The organism is Streptomyces yatensis (genome assembly GCF_018069625.1).
GTDB lineage: Bacteria > Actinomycetota > Actinomycetes > Streptomycetales > Streptomycetaceae > Streptomyces > Streptomyces yatensis.
Genome location: NZ_CP072941.1, coordinates 848,917 through 870,499, shown reverse-complemented (window position 1 = coordinate 870,499; position 21,583 = coordinate 848,917). Strand labels below are relative to the sequence as shown.

At 73.5% G+C, this 21,583-nt stretch carries 16 protein-coding genes and 2 pseudogenes; 9 read left to right on the top strand and 9 right to left on the bottom strand.

Features of this window, described 5'->3' with window-relative positions:
- Window positions 1-182 precede the first annotated feature (182 nt).
- The 5 genes from J8403_RS03325 to J8403_RS03305 all read left to right on the top strand — a co-directional run bounded on the left by J8403_RS03325 (window position 183) and on the right by J8403_RS03305 (window position 5,538).
- Complete coding sequence (locus J8403_RS03325; RefSeq protein WP_211121775.1) at window positions 183-1,187, top strand: NADPH:quinone oxidoreductase family protein; 1,005 nt, start codon at window positions 183-185, stop codon at window positions 1,185-1,187.
- A complete protein-coding gene (locus J8403_RS03320) occupies window positions 1,184-2,389 on the top strand; it encodes an acyl-CoA dehydrogenase family protein (protein ID WP_211121774.1) in 1,206 nt (401 codons plus the stop codon). Before J8403_RS03325 ends, J8403_RS03320 begins: the two co-directional genes overlap by 4 nt.
- Window positions 2,386-3,525, top strand: a complete 1,140-nt coding sequence (locus J8403_RS03315) for an acyl-CoA dehydrogenase family protein (protein ID WP_211121773.1) — start codon at window positions 2,386-2,388, stop codon at window positions 3,523-3,525. The genes J8403_RS03320 and J8403_RS03315 overlap by 4 nt, the downstream gene beginning before the upstream one ends.
- Window positions 3,526-3,651: 126 nt before the next feature.
- Window positions 3,652-5,169: a GMC family oxidoreductase gene (locus tag J8403_RS03310; protein ID WP_246585664.1), complete on the top strand. Its 1,518-nt coding sequence runs from the start codon at window positions 3,652-3,654 to the stop codon at window positions 5,167-5,169.
- A gap of 174 nt (window positions 5,170-5,343) precedes the next feature.
- The gene (locus tag J8403_RS03305; RefSeq protein WP_020866016.1) at window positions 5,344-5,538 is read left to right on the top strand and encodes a hypothetical protein; all 195 of its coding nucleotides are present in this window, start codon (window positions 5,344-5,346) and stop codon (window positions 5,536-5,538) included.
- Window positions 5,539-5,574: 36 nt separating this feature from the next.
- Here the strand turns inward: J8403_RS03305 and J8403_RS03300 are convergent, their stop codons facing one another.
- Window positions 5,575-6,963: a family 2B encapsulin nanocompartment shell protein gene (locus J8403_RS03300; protein ID WP_211121771.1), complete on the bottom strand. Its 1,389-nt coding sequence runs from the start codon at window positions 6,961-6,963 to the stop codon at window positions 5,575-5,577.
- Window positions 6,964-7,034: 71 nt separating this feature from the next.
- Entirely contained in the window at window positions 7,035-8,447 is a 1,413-nt protein-coding gene (locus J8403_RS03295; protein WP_211121770.1) for a family 2B encapsulin nanocompartment shell protein, read from the bottom strand.
- Window positions 8,448-8,844: 397 nt separating this feature from the next.
- Here J8403_RS03295 and J8403_RS03290 point away from each other — a divergent pair, with 397 nt between their 5' ends.
- Together J8403_RS03290 and J8403_RS03285 are read left to right on the top strand one after the other, a co-directional pair.
- Window positions 8,845-9,750 (top strand): phosphatidylinositol-specific phospholipase C/glycerophosphodiester phosphodiesterase family protein, encoded by a 906-nt coding sequence (locus J8403_RS03290; protein ID WP_211121769.1) that lies wholly within the window; start codon window positions 8,845-8,847, stop codon window positions 9,748-9,750.
- A gap of 80 nt (window positions 9,751-9,830) precedes the next feature.
- Complete coding sequence (locus tag J8403_RS03285) at window positions 9,831-10,331, top strand: GNAT family N-acetyltransferase (RefSeq protein ID WP_211121768.1); 501 nt, start codon at window positions 9,831-9,833, stop codon at window positions 10,329-10,331.
- On the opposite strand, the gene J8403_RS03280 is transcribed toward J8403_RS03285, so the two are convergent.
- Both J8403_RS03280 and xylB read right to left on the bottom strand, forming a co-directional pair.
- Window positions 10,312-11,610 (bottom strand): ROK family transcriptional regulator, encoded by a 1,299-nt coding sequence (locus tag J8403_RS03280; protein WP_211121767.1) that lies wholly within the window; start codon window positions 11,608-11,610, stop codon window positions 10,312-10,314. The genes J8403_RS03285 and J8403_RS03280 overlap by 20 nt on opposite strands.
- Window positions 11,611-11,660: 50 nt before the next feature.
- Window positions 11,661-13,118 (bottom strand): xylulokinase, encoded by a 1,458-nt coding sequence (xylB, locus tag J8403_RS03275; RefSeq protein WP_211121766.1) that lies wholly within the window; start codon window positions 13,116-13,118, stop codon window positions 11,661-11,663.
- Between the two features lie 118 nt (window positions 13,119-13,236).
- Here xylB and xylA point away from each other — a divergent pair, with 118 nt between their 5' ends.
- Entirely contained in the window at window positions 13,237-14,406 is a 1,170-nt protein-coding gene (gene xylA / locus J8403_RS03270) for a xylose isomerase (protein WP_211121765.1), read from the top strand.
- A 56-nt stretch (window positions 14,407-14,462) separates the two neighbouring features.
- Here the strand turns inward: xylA and J8403_RS03265 are convergent.
- From J8403_RS03265 to J8403_RS03255, 4 genes and pseudogenes are all read right to left on the bottom strand, one after another.
- A pseudogene (locus J8403_RS03265) lies at window positions 14,463-15,434 on the bottom strand (pectinesterase family protein); the annotation flags it as partial.
- 413 nt (window positions 15,435-15,847) lie between these two features.
- A pseudogene (locus J8403_RS43420) lies at window positions 15,848-15,961 on the bottom strand (Pycsar system effector family protein); the annotation flags it as partial.
- Window positions 15,962-15,973: 12 nt separating this feature from the next.
- On the bottom strand, window positions 15,974-17,251 hold the full coding sequence (locus J8403_RS03260; protein ID WP_211121763.1) for an SWIM zinc finger family protein: 1,278 nt from the start codon (window positions 17,249-17,251) through the stop codon (window positions 15,974-15,976).
- Entirely contained in the window at window positions 17,248-20,196 is a 2,949-nt protein-coding gene (locus J8403_RS03255; RefSeq protein WP_211121762.1) for a DEAD/DEAH box helicase, read from the bottom strand. The genes J8403_RS03260 and J8403_RS03255 overlap by 4 nt, the downstream gene beginning before the upstream one ends.
- Before the next feature lie 130 nt (window positions 20,197-20,326).
- Between J8403_RS03255 and J8403_RS03250 the strand changes: the two genes are divergently transcribed.
- On the top strand, window positions 20,327-20,509 hold the full coding sequence (locus J8403_RS03250) for a hypothetical protein (RefSeq protein WP_014057263.1): 183 nt from the start codon (window positions 20,327-20,329) through the stop codon (window positions 20,507-20,509).
- Between the two features lie 197 nt (window positions 20,510-20,706).
- On the opposite strand, the gene J8403_RS03245 is transcribed toward J8403_RS03250, so the two are convergent.
- Window positions 20,707-21,504, bottom strand: a complete 798-nt coding sequence (locus tag J8403_RS03245; protein WP_211121761.1) for a hypothetical protein — start codon at window positions 21,502-21,504, stop codon at window positions 20,707-20,709.
- Between the last annotated feature and the right edge of the window lie 79 nt (window positions 21,505-21,583).

Sequence of the window (21,583 nt, the reverse complement as noted above, 5' to 3'; positions counted from 1 at the left end):
TTACCTGCAGACGCACCGGGCTCAAGGGTGCCTCCAGAGTTGCACAAGAGTTCATCCGCCGCCGGGTGGGCAGGGCAGGATGGCTGACGGGCGGCGACGGTTCCCCTCGTCGTACCGACTGGTTAGTATGTGCGCCCGGCGCGGGTACCGCGTCCCGACGATCCGTTTGTGGAGGCCACCGGATGCAGGCATGGCGAGTGCACGACAATGGCGAGCCGGGTGCGGTGATGCGCCTCGACGATGTGCCCGATCCCCAGGCGGGGCCGGGACAGCTGCTGCTGCGGGTCCGGGCCGTCAACGTCAACTTCCCCGACGCCCTGCTCTGCCGCGGCCAGTACCAGGTCCGGCCGCCCCTGCCGTTCACCCCCGGCGTCGAGGTGTGCGGCGAGGTCGTCGCCGTCGGCGAGGGCGCCGAGGGCGAGGTGGGCTCCCGCGTCCTGGCCACGCCCACGCTCCCCGCGGGTGGCTTCGCCGAGCTGGTGCCCGTGGCGGCGTCGGCCGCGCTGCCCGCGCCCGACGCCCTGGACGACGCCGAGGCCGCGGCGCTGCACATCGGCTACCAGACCGGCTGGTTCGGCCTGCACCGCAGGGCCCGCCTCCAGTCCGGCGAGACGCTCCTGGTGCACGCCGCCGCGGGCGGGGTCGGCAGCGCCGCCGTCCAGCTCGGCAAGGCGGCCGGGGCGACGGTGATCGGGGTCGTCGGCGGCGACGACAAGGCCCGGGTCGCCCGCGAGCTCGGCTGCGACCTCGTCCTCGACCGGCGCGCCGATGACATCGTGGCGGCCGTCAAGGAGGCCACCGGCGGACGCGGCGCGGACGTCGTCTACGACCCGGTCGGCGGCGACGCCTTCGCCAAGTCCGTCAAATGCGTCGCCTTCGAGGGCCGGATCGTTATCGTCGGCTTCGCCAGCGGCGTCGTCCCCCAGGCCGCCCTCAACCACGCCCTGGTCAAGAACTACGCCATCCTCGGCCTCCACTGGGGCCTGTACAGCACCCACGACCCGGCCGCGGTCCGCGCCTGCCACGAGGAGCTGACCAAGCTCGCCGCACAGGGCACCGTCAAGCCGCTGGTCAGCGAGCGCGTACCGCTGGAGGGCGCGGCCGACGCCGTGCAGCGCGTCGCCGACGGTGTGACCACCGGCCGTGTGGTGGTCGTCCCCGGGCAGTCCGCCGGAGGCGCCCGATGAGCGCCGCCGGGCAGCACCCCGCCGTGGACGCCGACGAACTGCGCCGCCGCGTCCGCGACCTCCTGGACGCCCATCCGCCCGCCACCACCGCCCCCCTGGACTTCCTGCGCGCCCGCTTCGACGCCGGACTCGCCTGGGTGCACTATCCGGCCGGACTCGGCGGCCTGGACGCCCCGCGCTCCCTGCAGGCCGTCGTCGACGCCGAGCTGGCGGCCGCCGGGGCACCCGACAACGACCCCCGCCGCATCGGCATCGGCCTGGGCATGGCCGCCCCCACCATCCTCGGCTTCGGCACCGACGAGCAGCGGCGGCGGCTGCTGCGTCCGCTGTGGACCGGTGAGGAGGTGTGGTGCCAGCTGTTCAGCGAGCCCGGCGCCGGATCCGACCTCGCGGCCCTGGCCACCCGCGCCGTGCGCGACGGCGACGACTGGGTGGTCGACGGACAGAAGGTCTGGACCTCCAGCGCCCATATCGCCCGCTGGGCCATCCTCATCGCCCGCACCGACCCCGACCAGCCCAAACACCGCGGGATCAGCTACTTCATCTGCGATATGACCGACCCCGGGGTCGAGGTCCGGCCGCTGCGCCAGATCACCGGCGAGGCGGAGTTCAACGAGGTCTTCCTCACCGGTGTCCGGATCCCCGACAGCCGGCGGCTCGGCGAGATCGGCGAGGGCTGGCGCGTCGCCCAGACCACCCTGATGAACGAGCGGGTCGCCATCGGCGGCGGCCGCGTCCCCCGCGAGGGCGGCATGATCGGCCTGGTCGCCGACACCTGGCGCGAACGGCCCGAACTGCGCACCCACGACCTCCACCAGCGGCTGCTGCGGCTGTGGATGGAGTCCGAGGCGGCCCGGCTCGCGGGCGAGCGGCTGCGTCAGCAGCTCGCGGTCGGCCAGCCCGGCCCCGAGGGCTCGGCCATGAAACTCGCCTTCGCCCGCCTCAACCAGCACATCAGCGCGCTGGAGGTCGAGCTGCTGGGCGAGGAGGGGCTGGGCTACGACGACTGGACGCTGCGCCGCCCCGAACTGGTGGACTTCACCGGGCGCGAGGCCGGCTACCGCTATCTGCGCGCCAAGGGCAACTCCATCGAGGGCGGCACCTCGGAGGTGCTGCTCAACATCATCGCCGAACGCGTCCTGGGCCTGCCGCCCGAGCCGCGGACCGACAAGGACGTCCCGTGGAAGGACCTGCCCCGATGAGCACCCCGGACCTGCTCTACTCCGAGGCGGAGGACGATCTGCGCGCGGCCGTACGGTCGCTGCTCACCGACCGCTGCCCGCCCGCCACCGTGCTCCTCGAGGCCGAGAGCGGCCGGGCCCACGACATCGCGTTGTGGGGCGCCCTCGGCGCCGAGATGGGCACCGCCGGGCTGATGGTGCCCGACAAGCTCGGCGGCCAGGGCGCCACCGCCCGCGAGGCGGCCGTCGTCATGGAGGAGCTCGGCCGCGCCGTCGCCCCCGTGCCCTACCTCACCAGCGCCGTCCTCGCCGCCGGTACCCTGCTCGGCTGCGACACCGACCAGGAGCCGGTGGCCCGGCTGCTCGGTGCGCTCGCCGAGGGCCGCACGGTCGGCGCCCTCGCGGTGCCGCTGTCCACCACGGCCGGTGCGCCCGGCCCGCCCACCGCGACCGTACGGGCCGACGGCGACGGAACGCTCAGCGGCCAGGTCTCCGGGGTCGCGGGCGCGGCGGGCGCCGATGTGCTCCTCGTCCCCGCCACCGGTGCGGACGGATACGGGCTGTACGCCGTGGAGACCGCCGAGGCCAGCGTCACCGTCGAACCCCTCACCTCGCTCGACCTCACCCGTCCGCTCGCCGCGGTGACCCTCACCGGCGCCCCGGCCCGCCGGCTGGCCGGGCCCGACCGGGCCGCGGCGGCCATCGGGCGGGCGCTGCTGACCGGGGCCGGGCTGCTCGCCTCCGAGCAGCTGGGCGTGGCCGAATGGTGTCTGACCGAGACCGTCCGCCACACCAAGGAGCGCCATCAGTTCGGGCGTCCCGTCGGCTCGTTCCAGGCGCTCAAACACCGCATGGCCGCGCTGTGGCTGGAGCTGGTCTCGGCACGTGCCACCGCCCGGTACGCGGCCGACGCACTGGCCACGGACAGCCCGGACACACCGGTCGCGGTGGCCGTGGCCCAGGCGCACTGCGCCGAGGTGGCGGTGCGCGCGGCCGAGGAGTGCGTCCAGCTGCACGGTGGTATCGGCATGACCTGGGAGCACCCGGCGCATCTGTATCTCAAGCGGGCCAAGAGCGACGAGATCGCGCTGGGCACCCCCGGCCGCCACCGGCAGGCGCTCGCCGGGCTGGTCGATCTGGCGGCCCCCACCGGCTGACCGGCCGGATCCGGCGAACCCGCCCCCGTTCCGCGATCACGCCACTAGAGTGCCGCACAGCCGTTCGGCGCTCTGGTGGCGAGCGGCCGTGCGGCACGTCGGGCGAGGCCGGAACAGGGGCACATGATGAGCGACTTCGACTACATCGTGGTGGGCGCGGGCTCGGCCGGCGCGGTGCTCGCGGCCCGGCTGACGGACCTCCCGGACACGCGGGTGCTGCTGCTGGAGGCCGGTAAGGACGACGCGGCCGAGCAGATCCACGACCCCACCGCGTGGTTCACCCTCATCGGCGGTGAGCACGACTGGGGCTACACCACCGTCCCGCAGCCGGGCCTGGCCGGGCATCCGCAGGCCGCCGCGCGCGGCAAGGTGCTCGGCGGCTCCAGCAGCATCAATGTGATGACCTATGTCCGCGGCCACCTCGGCACCTTCGACGCATGGGCCGCCGACGGCTGCACCGGCTGGGACGCCGCGTCGGTGCTGGAGATCTTCCGCGCCATCGAGCACACCGAGGGCCGTGACCCCCGCTTCCGCGGTACCGGCGGCCCCCTGCGGCTCAGCCGGGCCGACACGCCCAACCCGCTGTCCGCCGCCTTCCTCGACGCCGCCAAGGAACTCGGCCATCCCTACAACGACGACTTCAACGGGGCGGAGAGCGACGGCGCCGGACGCCATGAGTGGACGATCCACGAGGGGCGCCGCCAGAGCACGGCGGTCGCCTACCTCGATCCGGCGATGGACCGACCCCACCTCACCGTCCGCACCGAGGCGCACGCACACCGGCTGCTCTTCGAGGGCACCCGCTGCGTCGGCGTCGAATACGCGGGCTCCGGCGGAGTGGCACGTCGGGTGCGCGCGGCGCGGGAGGTCATCGTGTGCGCCGGTTCGATCGACTCGCCCAAGCTGCTGATGCTCTCCGGGATCGGCCCGGCCGGCCATCTGCGCGAGGTGGGTGTCCCGGTGCTGGTGGACGCCCCGGAGGTGGGGGCCAATCTGCAGGACCACCCCCTGGTCGGGCTGGTCCACGAGGCGGGCACCCCGCTGCCGCCGCCCCCCTTGACCACCGCCGAGGCGGCCCTGTTCACCCGGACCGACCCCGGGCTGCCCCGCCCCGACCTCGAGGTGTTCCTCTTTCACATCCCCTTCCACCCGAGGCTGCTGCCGTTCCCGCGGAACACCTTCACCCTGACGGCCGCCGCGATGCAGCCCCACAGCCGGGGCACGGTCCGGCTCTCCGGCGCGGACCCCGAGGACCGGCCGCTGATCGACCCCGGCTATCTCGGCGACGCAAGGGACCTCGCCACCCTGGTCCAGGGAGTCGAACTGGCCCGGTCGCTGGCCGCCACCGACGCGTTCGCGGCGTGGCAGCCGCGCGAACTGCTGCCGGGCCCCGGTGTGAGCGACCGGGACGGCCTGGCCGACTTCGTCCGCGAGAACACCGGCACCTACTTCCACCACGTCGGCACCTGCCGGATGGGCGGGGACGAGGAGTCCGTGGTGGACCCCCGGCTGCGCGTACGGGGCGTGGAGGGGCTGCGGATCGCCGATGGATCGATCATGCCGTCGATCGTCTCGGCCAACACCAACGCGGCCTGCGTCATGATCGGCGAGATGGCCGCCGAGCTGATCCGCGCCGACGCCTGAGACGGCTCGCCACGCCCGCTCGCCACGCCCGCTCACCACCCCGCGGCGATGGCCGGGGAGTAACCGCACAGCAGATCGGCACCCGTATGGAGCACCAGCCGACGGCGGTGCAGGGGCGATTCTGGGCCACACTGACGGCCGGATTCCGATGCTCCGTGGCCGAGGAGGCTCCCCATGGCCATTTCCATCTCCGTGGTCCTGCTGCTTCTGATCCTGACGGTGGTCTTCCTCCGCAGCGGCGGATTGCGCATCTCGCATGCGCTGGTCTGTGTGACGCTGGGCTTCTACCTGGCGAGCAGCAGTGTGGCGCCCACCATCTCCGAGGGGCTCGCCGCCACCGCGGACGTGGTCAGCAGCGTCCGTCCCTGACCCACGCCCGCGGCGACCGGCCTCTTCCGGCCGGGCTCAGCGGCCGATCTCGACGTCCTCCAGCACACCGACCGCGTCGGGCACCAGAATCGCCGCCGAGTAATAGGCGGAGACCAGGTAGGACGTCACGGCCTGCTCGCTGATGCCCATGAACCGGACGTTCAGACTGGGCTCGTACTCATCCGGGATACCGGTCTGATGCAGACCGATGACCCCCTGGCTCTCCTCCCCGGTGCGCATCGCCAGGATGGAGCTGGTGCCCGACTCGCTGATCGGGATCTTGTTGCAGGGCAGCAGCGGAACCCCGCGCCAGGCCCGCACCGCGACCCCGGCCACCTCGATGCCCTGCGGATACAGACCACGGTCGCTGCACTCACGCCCGAAGGCGGCGATGGTGCGCGGATGCGCCAGCAGGTACTGGGTCTTGCGGCGCCGTGCCAGCAGCTCGTCGAGGTCGTCGGGGGTGGGCGGTCCGCTGCGGGTGTGGATGCGCTGGGACAGGTCGGCGTTGTGCAGCAGGCCGAATTCGCGGTTGTTGACGAGCTCGTGCTCCTGGCGTTCGCGCAGGGCCTCGATGGTGAGGCGGAGCTGCTGCTCGACCTGGTTCATGGGTTCGTTGTAGAGGTCGGCGACGCGGGTGTGGACGCGCAGCACGGTCTGGGCCACGCTGAGCTCGTACTCGCGCGGCGCCAGTTCGTAGTCCACGAAGGTGCCCGGCAGGACCGGCTCGCCCGCGTGGCCGGACGCGACGGCGATATCGGCCTCGCCGCGCCGGTTCTGAGCGGGCGTGGAGCGCTCCGAAAGCCCCTGGAGATGGTCGCGCAGCGCATCGGAGCGGTCGGCGGCCTCCTGGACGACGCGGCGCGGGAGGGTGAGCACCGTGGTCCGGGTGACGGCCCGGGCGGTGAACTCCCAGGTGTGCTCCGGACCGGTCAGCACCGCGTCGCCGAAGTACTCCCCGTCGGCCAGCACCGCCAGCGTGGTGCCCTCGTCATAGGCGCCGGGGGCGATCTGGCGGACCTTGCCGTGGGCGATCAGGAACACCTGGTCGGCCGGGCGGCCCGCCTCGACCAGCACATCCCCGGGCGCGTACTCGCGCTGGACGCACCCGTCGGCCAGCGATTCCAGTACGCCGGTGTCCCCGAAGCCGCGCAGCGTCGGCAGCTCGCCCAGCTCCGGTGGGATGACCCGCACCTGCGATCCGGTGCTGATGAACTCCACCCGACCGTCTCCGACCGTGTACGTCAGTCGGCGGTTCACCCGGTACGTACCGGCCGACACCTGCACCCAGGGGAGGACGCGCAGCAGCCACCGGGAGGAGATGGCCTGCATCTGCGGAACGGACTTGGTGGTGGTCGCCAGATTCCGTGCGGCGGCCGTGCCCAGACTCAGCGGCTGCTCACCGGACTCCACGGAAGTGGTCATAAGTGCTCATCACCCATTTCGGTAGATCTTCGGGAAGGTATGCGAAGGCCATGGGCCCGGTCGGGTGGGCGTCAGAGCCCGATTTCCACGTTCTCCAGAATTCCGAGCGCGTCCGGGACGAGCACGGCCGCGGAATAGTAGGCACTGACGAGATACGAGATGATGGCCTGCTCGCTGATTCCCATGAATCGCACCGAGAGGCTCGGCTGGTATTCGTCGGGAATTCCGGTGCGGTGCAGTCCGATGACCCCCTGGTTCTCCTCCCCGGTGCGCAGGACGAGAATGGAGGTCACCCCGCTCCGGGACACCGGAATCTTGTTGCACGGGAAGATGGGCACGCCCCGCCAGGCCGGCATCGCATGGCCGTTCACCTCCGTGGGCTGCGGGGAGATGCCACGGGCGTTGAACTCGCGGCCGATCGCCGCGATGGCGCGCGGATGCGCCAGGATCAGCCCCGGGTCCTTCCAGACGGTGGCCAGCAGCGCGTCGAGGTCGTCGGGGGTGGGTGGTCCGCTGCGGGTGTGGATGCGCTGGGAGAGGTCGGCGTTGTGCAGCAGGCCGAATTCGCGGTTGTTGACGAGCTCGTGCTCTTGGCGTTCGCGCAGGGCCTCGATGGTGAGGCGGAGCTGCTGCTCGACCTGGTTCATGGGCTCGTTGTAGAGGTCGGCGACGCGGGTGTGGACGCGCAGCACGGTCTGGGCCACGCTCAGCTCGTACTCGCGCGGCGTCAGTTCGTACTCCGCGAAGGTGCCCGGCAGGACCGGCTCGCCCGAATGCCCCGAGGCCAGCGCGATGGCCGCCTCCCCGTGCTCGTTCTGCTCGGCCTGCGGCGCCGAGCGCACTCCCTCCACATGCGCCCGCAGCTGGGGTGAACGGTCCAGCTGCTCCTCGAACTCCTGCCGGGGCAGGGCCAGTACCGTGCACGAGGTCACGGCCTTCACGGTGATGCCCCAGGTGCCCGCCTCGGCGGCGGTCAGCTCCGGCTCCCCGATGTGGTCGCCGCCGGCGGCCGAACCGATCACCGCGGGTTCGTCGAACGCGCCCTCGGTCAATTTGTCGACCTTGCCATGGGCGATGAGGAGGAGCTCATCGGCCGGGCGCCCGGCCTCGACCAGCACATCGCCCGGTGCGAATTCCCGCTGGGTGAAGCGGTCCGCCAGGGCCCCGAGCACCGAGGCGTCCTCGAAACCGCGCAGCAGCGGCAGCTCGCGCAGCTCGACCGGGATGACCCGCACCTCGGACCCGGTGGTGGTGAACTCCACCCGGCCGTCGCCGAGCGTATGGGACGCCCGGCGGTTCACACGATAGGAACCGCCCGGAACCTGCACCCACGGCAGCATGCGCAGCAGCCATCGGGAACTGAGGCCCTGCATTTGCGGAACGGATTTGGTCGTCGTCGCCAGATTCCGCGCGGCCGCCGTGCCGAGGCTCAACTGCGGCTGCGAATTCTCGGTACCGGAACCCGGTTCAACGGACGTCGTCATCGTGAATGCTCACCCATCCCTGTACGGACCTTGAGGACAAATTCCGCTCGAGCAACTGCCAAGCTATCAGCGGACTTTGGGTGGTGCATTCACTCAAAAGAGTGCCCGGGTGATGGTTATGTCGGCGGCCGCGGACGGGTAAACACTCCGAATGCGCGCCGCGGGCCGACGGCCTCCGCGACCCCGCCCGTTCACCCGGCGCCCGCGCACCCGTCACGCGCCCCCGCGGGCGGGCGCGGCCATCGCCTCGGCACCCCGGGAACGGTGAGGAAATGGCCGGGGACCACCCGTGGAACTCTTCGCGCAGCACTGCCCTTTGAGCGCACGGCCGCCCGATACTCACTGGCGTCCATCCTGCGTATCCGGCACCGCGCCGGGACGAGAGCCGGGAGGCCCCATGGTCCGCCGTACACGCCGTGCCTTTGTCGTCACCCTCGGAGCCGCTCTGGCGGGCGGCGCGGCCGCGCCCGCGTTCGCCAGCACGGCCAGCTCGTTCGGCACCACCTCCGTCTCGAAGGACGGCTCGAAGGACCTCTCGAAGGGCAAGCGGCCGCTGGCCAGAGCCCATGCCCACAACGACTACGAGCACCCGCGTCCGCTCCTCGACGCGCTCTCCCACGGCTTCGGCAGCGTCGAGGCCGACATCTGGCTGGTCGAGGGCGAGTTGCTGGTCGCGCACGACGCCACCGACCTCGACCCCACCCGCACCCTGGAGTCGCTCTACCTCGACCCGCTGGCCCGGCGGGTGAAGGCCAACGGCGGCCGGGTCTACCGCGGCCACGACCTGTCGCTGCAGCTGCTGATCGACCTCAAGACCGCCGGGGAGGCCACCTACCTGGAACTGGCCAAGCGGCTGCGCCACTACGGCCCGCTGTTCAGCGCCGCCTACGGCGGGGTGGACGGCCGGGTGCGCCGCGGCGCGGTGACGGCCGTCATCTCCGGCGACCGCGGCGCACGGGCGCCCATGGAGGCCGAGAAGGTGCGCCACGCCTTCTACGACGGACGTCTGGAGGACCTCGGCTCGGGCGTGCCCGCCTCCTTCATCCCGCTCATCAGCGCCGACTGGACCAAGACCTTCACCTGGACGGGCACCGGTCCGATGCCGCGGGCGGAGCGCGAGACGCTGCACCGCCTCGTCGCCTCCGCGCACGCCGCCGGGCAGACCGTGCGCTTCTGGGCCACCCCGGACGTGGCCGGACCGGAGCGCGACGCCCTGTGGCGTGAGCTCCTGGCCGCCGATGTGGACTACCTCAACACCGATGACCTGGCGGGGCTGGAGGCGTTCCTGCGCGCGGCCCGCTGACGCCTCGCGGGCGGCGGCCGGGAAAACCCTTCGCGGGCGGCGGCAGGGAAAACCTCTCGCGCGCCGTCGCCCGCACCGTCATGCTGGCCCGCATGCCGATCAGGACCGCCACCGCCGAGGACTGGCCCGCCATCTGGCCCTTCCTGCGCCGCATCGTCGCCGCGGGTGAGACCTACACCTACCCTCGCGACCTGGACGAGGACGGGGCCCGCGACATCTGGATGCCGAGCCCCCCGGGCCGTACCGTCGTCGCCACCGACCCTGACGGCACGATCCTGGGCTCGGCCAAGATGAACCCCAACCACATGGGACCCGGCGCGCATATCGCGGGGGCCAGTTTCATGGTGGCGCCCGAGCACGGCGGGCGCGGTGTGGGCCGGGCCCTGGGGGAGCATGTCCTGGAGTGGGCGCGCGCCGAGGGCTACAAGGCGATGCAGTTCAACGCCGTGGTGGAGAGCAACACCCGGGCGGTGGCGCTGTGGCGCTCACTGGGCTTCGAGGTCATCGGCACCGTCCCCAAGGCGTTCGACCACCCCACGAAGGGCTATGTGGGGCTGCACATCATGCATCGTTTCCTCTGACCTCGGCCGGCTCACCGGCTCCGGCCGGATCCCTGAACCCCGCCGGATCGTCGAGGACCGCCTGCACCACCGAGTTGGCCGCGCCCAGCAGGGGACCGTCCGGGCCGAGCCGGGAGACGGTCACCGCCCCGCTGCCCGGACGGGCCGGGTCGGTGAGGCGCCGCCCCAACTCCCGCTCCAGGGCGGGCAGCAGCCAGGGCGCCAGCGGCGTCAGCGCGCCGCCGAGCACCACCTTCTCCGGGTCCAGGAGGTTCACCGCGCCCGCGAGGGCGATCCCGAGCGCCGAGCCCGCGCCGCGCAGCGCCCGCCGCACCCGCTGGTCGCCGCTCGCCGCCCTTACGGCCAGCACGGTGATGCGGCCGCCGGGGCCCGGGTGCTGGGCCGCGGCCTCCTCGGGGGACAGGCCGCTCGCCCGCAGCACCGCCTCCTCGCCCGCGTACTGCTCCAGACAGCCGCGGCCGCCGCAGGCGCACTCGGGCCCCTCGGGGCGCACCGGCACATGGCCCAGCTCGCCCGCGAAACCGTGGGTGCCGCGCAGCAGTTGGCCCTCCAGCACGACCGCGGCGCCGATGCCGATCTCGGCCGAGACATGGACGAAATCCCGGGGCGCGGGGTCGTGGCCGCCCCGCCACAGCTCGGCCAGCGCGCTCAGATTCGCCTCGTTGTCGACGGTGACCGGCAGACCGGGCAGCGCCGTGCGCAGCTCGGGGCCGATGTCCACCCCCTCCCAGCCCAGGTTGGGGGCGCGGACGACCAGCGAGGAGTCCCGCGCCACCAGACCGGGCACCGCCACCGAGAGCCCCACCGGCCGCAACCCCATCAGCTCCGCCTCCGCCGCGACCTGCCGCACCAGGGAGGAGAGCTGGGTGAGCACCGGGGCCGGTGAACGGTCGCGGTTCGCCGACGCTATCTCCGTGCGGGCCCGCACCCTCCCGGTGAGGTCCACCGCGCACACCGCGAGATGGTCCACCCCGATCTCCGCGCCGAGTCCGGCCGGACCGCGCTCATTGAGCTGCAGGGCGCTGCCGGGGCGGCCGACCGTACCGGGCCGGGAGGGGCCCAGCTCGACCAGCAGCCCGTCCCGGATCAGCTCGTCGACGAGCGTGGAGACGGCGGCCCGGGTGAGCCCCACACGGGCCGCCACCGACGCGCGGGACAGCGGGCCGTGCGCGGCCACGGCGTGCAGCACGAGGGAGAGATTGCGCCGGCGCATCGCCTGCTGGGTGTTGGGCAGTGGCGCTGCCACCTGAATCTGTCTCCTCTCGCCCGATCCGCTCATTGTGCCCGGCCGGTACGACACCGGTCCGTCCGGCCGCCGCCGTACGGCGCTCACGCGTGGCGCAGCAGGCCCTCCGCGTCCGCCAGCACCCGGGAGAGCCGCTCCAGCGCCGCCTCGTCGCGGGGCACCGGACCGTAGGACGGCCCTTCGGCGGTCGCCCAGCGCCGTGCCACTGCCGCCGGGTCCTCGCCCAGCACCAGCCCCGCGGCCTGCGCGGCGGCCCCGAGGGCGACCAGCTCCTCGGCCCGGGGCACCTGCACCGGGCGTCCGCTCAGCCGCCGGACCGTCTCCCGCCACGCCGTGCCCTTGGCACCACCCCCTATGAGCAACAGCGGGGCGTCGGGCGCCGCGTCCGCGTCCAGCACCTGGTCCAGCGCGGTGAGCAGGGCGAAGACGGCCCCGTCGTAGGCGGCCTGGAGCACCTGCCCCGGTGTGGTGTCGTGGCGCAGACCGTGCAGCAGCCCCGAGGCGTGCGGCAGATGGGGGGTGCGCTCGCCGTCGAGGAACGGCAGCAGCACGGCCGAGCCGCCCGGCTCCACGGCCTCCCGGTCGCGGCCCAGCAGCGCCGCGATCCGGTCCACCGCGAGCGTGCAGTTGAGCGTGCACGCCAGCGGCAGCCAGGCGTCCCGCGTGTCGGCGAACCCTGCCACCACCCCGCTGGGGTCGGCGGGCCGGTGGGCGGAGACCGCGTAGACGGTGCCGGAGGTGCCCAGGCTGAGGACCGGCTGCCCCGGCCGCAGTCCGAGCCCCAGGGCGGCCGCCATGTTGTCGCCCGTGCCGGTGGCCACCAGGGCTCCGGTGGGCAGCGGCAGATCGGGCAGCTCCCGTACGGTTCCGGCGGCCTCGCCGTGGCGCAGCACGCGCGGCAGCAGCTCGGGCGAGAGCCCGGCCCGGTCCAGGATCTCCTCGTCGTAGGACTCGGTGGCCGAGGACCACCAGCCGGTGCCCGAGGCGTCACCCCGGTCGGTGGTGCCGTAGCCGGTGAGCCGCTCGGTGAGGTAGTCGTGGGGGAGCCGGACGGCCGCGGTGGCGCGGGCCGCCTCCGGCTCGTTCTCCATGAGCCAGGCCCACTTGGTGACGGTGAAGGCGGGCGGGGGCACGCTGCCGATCCGCTCCGCCCATGCCTTCGGGCCGCCCAGCTCCTCGATGAGCCGGTCGCGCTGCGGCGCGGAGCGCACATCGTTCCACAGCAGTGCGGGCCGCACCGAGCGGCCAGAGGCGTCGAGGGTGACCAGGCCGTGCTGCTGGCCGCCCACGGAGATCGCGGCGGCCTCCCGGGCCGGGGTGCCGCACTGGCGCAGCGCCTCGGTCAGCGCCTCCCACCACTGCTCGGGGGCGGACTCCTTACCGGTGCCGTCGTCGCCGCCGCCGACGGTGTGCGGGGCCTGTCCCCGGGCGACGACCGCACCGGTCGCGGAGTCGACGACGAGCGCCTTGGTCGATTGCGTGGAGCTGTCCACGCCGACGACGAGCGGTCCTTGCGGCACGGGCACGGCTGCTGCTGCCATCTCGCGCTCTCCCTTGCGTCCATGGGTCGTGCGGTGTGCGGGTGGAACGGGTCTTCCCCGGAATGCTCGCGCATACTAATTTGTAAAGCGCCATGACGAAATAGGCGAGGGAGCCGCGATGAGCTACAACCCCACCCCCGAGGACAGGTTCACCTTCGGACTGTGGACGGTCGGCTGGCAGGGCCGGGACCCGTTCGGGGACGCCACCCGCCCGGCGCTCGACCCCGTGGAGTCCGTGACCCGGCTCGCCGAACTCGGCGCGTACGGCGTCACCTTCCACGACGACGACCTCATCCCCTTCGGGGCCTCGGCGACCGAGCGCGAATCGCATATCAAGCGCTTCCGGCAGGCCCTGGACGCCACCGGGATGACCGTGCCCATGGCCACCACCAACCTCTTCACCCATCCGGTCTTCAAGGACGGCGCCTTCACCGCCAACGACCGTGATGTGCGCCGCTACGCGCTGCGCAAGACCATGCGCAATATCGACCTCGCCGCCGAACTGGGCGCCAAGACCTATGTGGCCTGGGGCGGCCGCGAGGGCGCGGAGTCCGGCGGCGCCAAGGACGTGCGCGCCGCGCTCGACCGGATGAAGGAGGCGTTCGACCTGCTCGGCGCCTACGTCACCGAGCAGGGCTACGATCTGCGCTTCGCCATCGAGCCCAAGCCCAACGAGCCGCGCGGCGACATCCTGCTGCCGACCGTCGGCCACGCGCTGGCCTTCATCGAGCGGCTGGAGCGGCCCGAGCTGTACGGCGTCAACCCGGAGGTCGGCCATGAGCAGATGGCCGGGCTGAACTTCCCGCACGGTATCGCCCAGGCACTGTGGGCGGGCAAGCTCTTCCACATCGACCTCAACGGCCAGAACGGCATCAAGTACGACCAGGACCTGCGGTTCGGCGCGGGCGATCTGCGGGCCGCCTTCTGGCTGGTCGACCTGCTGGAGACGGGCGGCTACGCGGGACCGCGCCACTTCGACTTCAAGCCCCCGCGCACCGAGGACATCTCGGGCGTCTGGGCCTCGGCGGCCGGCTGCATGCGCAACTACCTCATCCTCAAGGAGCGGGCGGCCGCCTTCCGCGCCGACCCCGAGGTCCAGGAGGCGCTGCGCGCCTCGCGCCTGGACCAGCTGGGCGAGCCGACCCTTCGGGAGGGCGAGACCCCGGCGGCGCTGCTCGCGGACCGCACCGCCTTCGAGGACTTCGACGTCGAGGCGGCCGCCGAGCGCGGTATGGCCTTCGAGCGCCTGGACCAGCTCGCCATGGACCATCTGCTCGCCGCGCGCTGACCCGCGTCCGGACGCCGGTCCCGCCCCCCGACGGGACCGGCGGCCGGGGCTCATCGTCAGGCCGACGGCTGCCAGCCGCCGAGCCAGTCGGCGATCTCGTAGTCCGCGGCCTGGGCGTCGGTCAGCTGCGGCCGGTCGGTGCTCGCCGCACCGGAACCGGCGCCGGTGTTCTTGTACTCCCCGAAGCGGTCGTCCTTCCAGGAGAAGCCACTCATGTCCGTCCACGGAGTGGTCTTGATCGCCGCTGACAGATCCGTATTGCGGACGATCGCCTGCGGATCGAGGCTGGCGTCGCCGCCCGCGTGCCAGGGGCGGCCGAGGTAGTACGACCGGCTGCCGACATCCCCGGTGATGTTGCTGTTGATGAACAGGAAGCCCTTCCTTCCGGCCGCCGTCGAGGGCGCCGCGACATAGCCGCCGGAGCTGCCGTCGTAGCGCTTGACGAGCCGGATCGCCGACCTGTCGATGACGGCGGAGGCACGGCCGAAGATGAAGTCGACGTTCCCCTGGATCCAGGCGTTGTTGATGTACACCCGGCCCACGGTGGACTTGCTCGCGGAGTCCAGCAGCAGGGTGTCCTGGTCCCCGACCGCCCCGATGTTGTCCAGGACGATCCGGTCGCCCGCGGTGCGCAGCGCCACCGCCTGCTTGTCGGTGATGGCGCTGTTGGCCTCGTTGAAGTCGTTCACGAACCGCAGATTGCGGGCCTGGAAGTCATCGGCCTCGACGGCGACGGTCGCGCTGCCGCTGGTGCCGTAGGTGCCTCCGCCGGGCTTGGGGGTGCCGGAGGCGTTGTTGTAGACGATCGTCACATCGTTCTTGCCGCTCGTCGTGCCCACCAGCCGGATATGCGGCTTGTCGGCGGGGACCTTCACCGTCTCGCGGTACGTACCGGGTTTGACGGAGATGGTGACGGCGGACGGGTTGTTGGCCGGCACCGCGTCGACGGCCGCCTGCACGGTGGTGTAGTTGCCGCTGCCGTCCTTGGCCACCACGATGGTCGCCGCCGCGGCCGGAGGCGTGGCGGCATGGGCCCGGGCGCCGTCGCCGAGCCAGCCGGCGGCCGGAGCGGCGACGAGCCCGGCACCCGTGGCCAGGGCCAGGGAGCCGATGAGCGGAGCGGGGCGGCGCCGCCGGGGGCGCCGTGGGCTGAGGGTCATGGTGGGTGACTCCGTCCCGTGGAGACGTGCCGAGGGGGTTGACGCCCTTACGGTCTCCACGGCCCACCCAAAGGTTGCCGCCCCGCCCCTGCGGCCCGGCCGGATCTGCCACCGGTCCCGTCCGCCCTCACCGGCCACGGGACGGCGGCCGGGAGGGGCAGCCCCGAGGCCGCCCCCGCGCTGGGGTGACGGCCTGGGGGCCACTCACTGGCGCGCCCATCCTTACGGGCGGCGCCGTCGACGCCGGGTGGCTTCCCGGCGCACGGCCAGTGGCAGGGGAATGCCGCCACGGGCCGTGCGCCGCCCGCGTACGCCAGGTCGACCGCGCGGCGCAGGCAGGTGAACGTGGCGACCGCCCGCAGGGACAGCCCGGCGACGTCGGCGGCCAGGCACCGGCCGTGGGCCGGTCAGCCGTCGGCGCCGGGCACCGCCAGCGCCGCCGCCGGGTCCTGTCCGGCCGGGCCCGCCGGCCACCAGCGGCCGCGTTCCTTGCGATACGGCCACCAGCGGCCGTCGCGTCCGTAGCGCACCTGGAGATCGGCTCCCACCACGGTCCAGCGGTTCCCCGCGGCGCGCAGTTCGGGCGCCCGCTCGTCCTCCTCCCAGGCGGTGGCGAGCTGGACGCGGGCACGCGCGAGGGCTGCCGCGTCCGGCGCCCACTCCTCCTCCAGAACGGTGAGCGCGGCGGCCCCGCCGTGCTCCCAGGCACGGACGGCACGCGCCAGATCGGTGCGGTCGCGCCCGCAGCCGGCGGCCAGCCGGGCGGCGATCGGCGCCGGGGGACCGGCGGCGGTCAGCCGCACCGTGTCCTGCCACACCGTCAGCGCGGCCGGAATCGGGGAGGAGCCATGGCCGGGCGAGAGGGCCTCGGCCAGCAGCCGCTGGGCGCGTACGGCGGCGTCCGCCGCCAGGAACTCCAGCGCGGCGACGTCCAGCCCCTCGGCCGGGTCCGTGCCGCCCGCCAGCGCCGGGGGCCGGCCGGGCACCGCGACGGCGGGCGGCGGGGCGGGCAGCGGCGGCGGACCGGGCGCGGCGAACGCCTCCCGGGCCGGTACGCCCCTCGGTGCCGGGGAGGTGGCGTCCTCCGCCGCCCGCGGGAGGTGCGGGGCGGCCCGCGCCGCGCTGCGCACCTGGAGCTCGTCCAGCAGCTCCCGCTCCCCGCGTCCGCGCATCAGGAGCAGCAGATACGGATCCTCGTCCAGCAGCCGGGCCAGCTGGTAGCAGAGCGCGGCGGTGTGCGGGCAGTGGTCCCACGCCTCACAACCGCACTCCGGCTCCAGATCACCTATCCCCGGCAGCAGTTCGACGCCCACGGCCGCCGCGTCCTCGGCCAGCTGCGGGGGCATGTCGCGGTCCAGCAGGGCGGCGATATGGCCCGAGCGGTCCGCGACCACCTCCAGCAGCCGGTCCCACTCCGCCTCGGTGAACTCCCGCAGCAGCACATCGGATCGGTAAGGCGTGCGGTCGCGGTCCCGCACCACGCCGGTGACCCGGCCCGGACGTACGCACACCGCCCCCACCGCGCCCTCGCGCGCCTGCTTGCGGCCGCGCTTCAGCTGCTCCCCGTCCAGCGCCGTGTCCTCCAGGGCCTTCAGCCACGCCCGTCCCCACCAGGTGCCGGCGAAGCCGCGGCCACGGACGGGCGGCAGGGCGGCGAAGGTGCGCTCGACCTCGGCACGGCTCATCGTTCGGTCCCCCGCAGCTCCACGAGCTCTGCCAGCTCGGCGTCGGTCAGTTCGGTCAGCGCGCCCTCGCCGGAGCCGAGCACGGCGTCCGCCAGCTCCTGCTTGCGCGTCAGCATCGCGGCGATGCGGTCCTCCACGGTCCCCTCCGCGATGATGCGGTGCACCTGCACCGGCTGGGTCTGGCCGATGCGGTACGCGCGGTCGGTGGCCTGCGCCTCGACGGCCGGGTTCCACCAGCGGTCGTAGTGCACGACATGCCCGGCCCGGGTGAGGTTGAGCCCCGTGCCCGCCGCCTTCAGCGACAGCAGGAACACCGGGACCTCGCCGTCCTGGAAGCTCCGCACCATCTCCTCGCGCCGCGCCACCGGCGTACCGCCGTGCAGCAGCTGGGCCGGTACCCCGCGCGCGGCCAGATGGCCCTCGAGGATGCGCGCCATCTGGACGTACTGGGTGAAGACCAGGACGCTCGCGCCCTCGGCCAGGATGGTGTCCAGCAACTCGTCGAGCAGCTCCAGCTTGCCGGAGCGCCCCGGGATCACGGGCCGGTCCTCCTTCAGATACTGCGCCGGGTGGTTGCAGATCTGCTTCAGACCGGTGAGGAGCTTGACGATGAGCCCGCGCCGGACGAGACCGCCGGTGCCGGAGATCTCGGCGAGGACCTCGCGCACCACCGCCTCGTAGAGCCCGGCCTGCTCCTTGGTGAGCGCGACGGCCCGGTCCGTCTCGGTCTTGGGCGGCAGCTCGGGCGCGATACCGGGGTCGGACTTGCGGCGCCGGAGCAGAAAGGGGCGGACCAGTTTCGCCAGCCGCGCGGCGGCCTCGGGGTCGCTTCCGCTCTCCACGGCCTGGGCGTAGCGCCTGCGGAACGCGCCATGGGTGCCCAGCACCCCCGGCGTGGTCCAGTCGAGGATCGCCCACAGCTCGGAGAGGTTGTTCTCGATGGGGGTTCCGGAGAGCGCCACGCGGGCCTGCGCGCCGATGGTGCGCAACTGCCGGGCCGTCGCCGAGAACGGGTTCTTCACATGCTGCGCCTCGTCCGCGACCACCATGCCCCACGGTCCGGCCTCGGCCAGCCGCTGCGCGTCCAGCCGCATCGTGCCGTAGGTGGTGAGGACGAACTCGCCGTCCGCGAGGCCGTCCAGGCTGCGCGCGGGGCCGTGGAAACGGCGCACCGGGGTGCCCGGCGCGAACCTCTCGATCTCGCGCCGCCAATTGCCCATCAGCGAGGTGGGGCAGACCACCAGAGTGGGCCCGGAGGCTTCGGGGATGGATCTGCGGTGCAGATGGAGGGCGATCAGGGTGATGGTCTTGCCGAGCCCCATGTCGTCCGCGAGACAGCCGCCGAGGCCGATCGAGGTCATACGGACCAGCCAGTCCAGGCCGCGCAGCTGATAGTCGCGCAGTGTGGCGGCCAGAGCGGCCGGCTGGGACACGGGCGGCGGCTGTGTGCCTCCGGTCCCCTCGGGGTCGGCGAGATGGTCCCGCAGGGCCTCCAGCCAGCCGGTGGGCCGCACCTCCACCTCGGTGCCGTCGGCCTCCGCGCGACCGGTAAGGACGGCACCGAGGGCGTCGGCGGGGGTGAGTTTGCGGTCCTGCCGGTCGCGGATCCGGCGCGCCGCCTCGGGGTCGAGGAGGACCCATTGGTCGCGCAACCGCACCACCGGCCGGCTGGCCTCGGCGAGCTGGTCCAGCTCGGCGCGGGTGAGCTCCTGGTCGCCCACGGCGAACCGCCAGCTGAAGCGCAGCAGCGCGTCGGCGGAGAGGAAGGCGGGGAACCGGAGCCCGGCATCGTCCTGGGCCTCGTCGTCGCCGTCCGGGCCGATGACGGCACGCGCGGTGAGCCCGCGGGCCAGCTCCCTGGGCCAGTGCACCTGGACCCCGGCGGCGTCCAGCGCCCCGGCCGCCGGGCCGAGCAGCTCGGCGACCTCCTCGTCGGCGAGGTCCAGGGCGTCGGGCACGGCGGCCGACAGCAGCGGGGCGAGCGGCGCCCAGGCGCGGGCCGCCCGCCGCAGGGTCAGCAGCGCGTCCATACGGGCGCGCGGACCGAGGGCCGGGATGACGGGCGAGGTGCCCGCCCAGACATCGGCGGCGTCCGCGACCAGCGCCGGGTCGGTGAGGCTGTGCAGCTGGAGGACGGCACGGAAGTGCGGCCTGTCCGCCTTACCGTTCCCACCGCCGCCGTGCAGCAGCTCGATACGGACCGAGAGCCGCACCCCCGCGTCATGCCCGGCGGCCACATCGGCGGCCCAGGCACGCTGTTCGGGCATCCGCCGGGGTGCGGTGGCGGCGAAGGCGGGGCCGCCCGCGGCCGGCGCCGCGGCGGGCGAGCGCGGCAGGCCGTCCGCCACCCCGTCCAGGAACGCGCGCAGATGCCGCTCGGGCTCGGGCAGCAGCAGCGGGCCGGAGGCGGGCAGGGGCGTCGCGTGCGCGCTGGCCGGCATGGCTGCGGCCAGTTCACGCACCCGTGTCAGGTCGTCGGGGGTGAGCGGGCCGACGCGCCAGGCGTCGTGGTCGGTGGCGGTGAGCCCGGGCAGCAGCTTTCCCCGGGCCGCGAGTTGGAGGGCGAGTACGGCGGCGGCGCCCCAGAAGGCCGTGGCGGGGTCGCATTGCCCCGGACCGGCCTGTGCGGCCCGAGCGCGGGCCCGGGTGAGCACCGGGAGCGCCTCGCCCAAGGGCAGCACGAGCGCCCGTACGGTCCGTGTCCGGACGTCGGGGCCGGTGGGCGTGGGGCCGGTGGAGCCGTCGTCGGGGTCCACCGGGACGGCGACCGTCAGCTCCTCGGCGGAGCCGGTGGCGGGGCCGGAAGGGGGCGAGCCGTCCGGCCGCCAGAAGGCGATCCGGCCGGTGCGTGCCGGGTCACCGGGAAGGAAGACCGCGGTGCAGCGGGAGAGTTCGGCGACCTCGGAGGGGGTTGCCGCGGAGGGTGGGGTCACAGCGCTGAGCATTCCTCAAATTTGACTAGTGGAGCCCGGGCCGCCCGAGGGTACAGGATGAGGGCGCGAGGAGGAACCGGGTGCCGTCGGTGTCCGTTGTGTGGAGTGAGTGCGGCTATGGGCCGTGAAGGAGGCGGGTGAAATGTCCACACGCGCGAAGGTCGCCACCGGTGGTGTGGTGGCAGGTGTGATCCTGCTCTGGGTGTTGCCCTTCTGGGCGGCGCTGCTGGTGATCGTGGGGGTGCCGGCGGCGGCCTATCTGCTGCTCGACTCCTCCCAGCGCCGCAGGCTGCACAGGGTCTCCCGTAAGCAGCTGGGTCGCTGAGGCAGCCGGGCCGCCGAGCGCGGCCGCGGAAGGCGGCCGGCCGGGCTCGGGGCCACGGGCGGCGCGCAGCCGGGAGTGACCGTGCAGTACCGATCGCGGACCGCCCGCGACCCCGTTTCGGGGCCCGGCCGGCTGGGGGAGCGGTGTCTCAGCGGGGCCGCGCTCTCAGTGGGGTCGCGCCTCAGTCGGGTCGCGCCTCAGTGGGGTCGCATGGCCAGCTTGTCCAGGGCCGTCAGCAGCTCCGGCAGCTCGGGGCCACGGCCGACCGGCAGCACCTCGCCCGGAGCGTCGTCCAGCAGCACGAAGGCGATGTCGTCGGTTCGGGCCACCATGCTCCAGCCCGGGCCGTCGGCCCGCAGCGTCCGCGCGTCACCGGAGGCGAACGCCGAACGGATCCGGCCCGCCGGCGGGGGCGAGGCCAGATAGCCGCGCGCCTCCTCCAGCACCCGCCGTACGCCCCCGTGCGGCTTCTCGCCGGGGGCCACGAACGTCACATCGCTGTCCACCTGCTCACGCCAGATCGCCCACTGGAGCGCGATCTCATCGGCGCCGAGCCGCCGCTGGGCCGGGCCCCACCGCTCGGAGTCCGGCGGCGTCAGCGGCGCCCGGGAGGCGTCCGCCCCCAGTTCGGCGCCGGGAGCGGGGTCATGGGGAGCCGGAATGCCCGGGGCGGCCACGGCCACCGCGAGCGGCCAGCCGGGAAGGGAGGCGACCACCGTCCGGTCGTCGATGGCCAGGGCGTACTCCATACCGCAGTCCCAGGTCGCGATGGCACACGCCACCAGTGACACATCGTCGGTGACCACCGTCCAGCGGGCGCCGCCGCCGTCCTGCCCCAGCACCAGTCCGTAGCCGGTGTCGTACGGCTCCAGCCCGAGCACGGCACATGCCTCGGGATAGTCGTCACCGAGCACGCTCGGGAATTGAGCGGGTGTCAGCAGCACCGCGGTCAGCACATACAGTGCCTCGTCGCCTGACTCCTCCGTGGCGGGCACGACAGCCTCCTCTTGCGCATGCGGATCCGAAGGGCGATCCGTCGTCGCGCACCTTAACCACCCAGTAGCCATGGAGTCG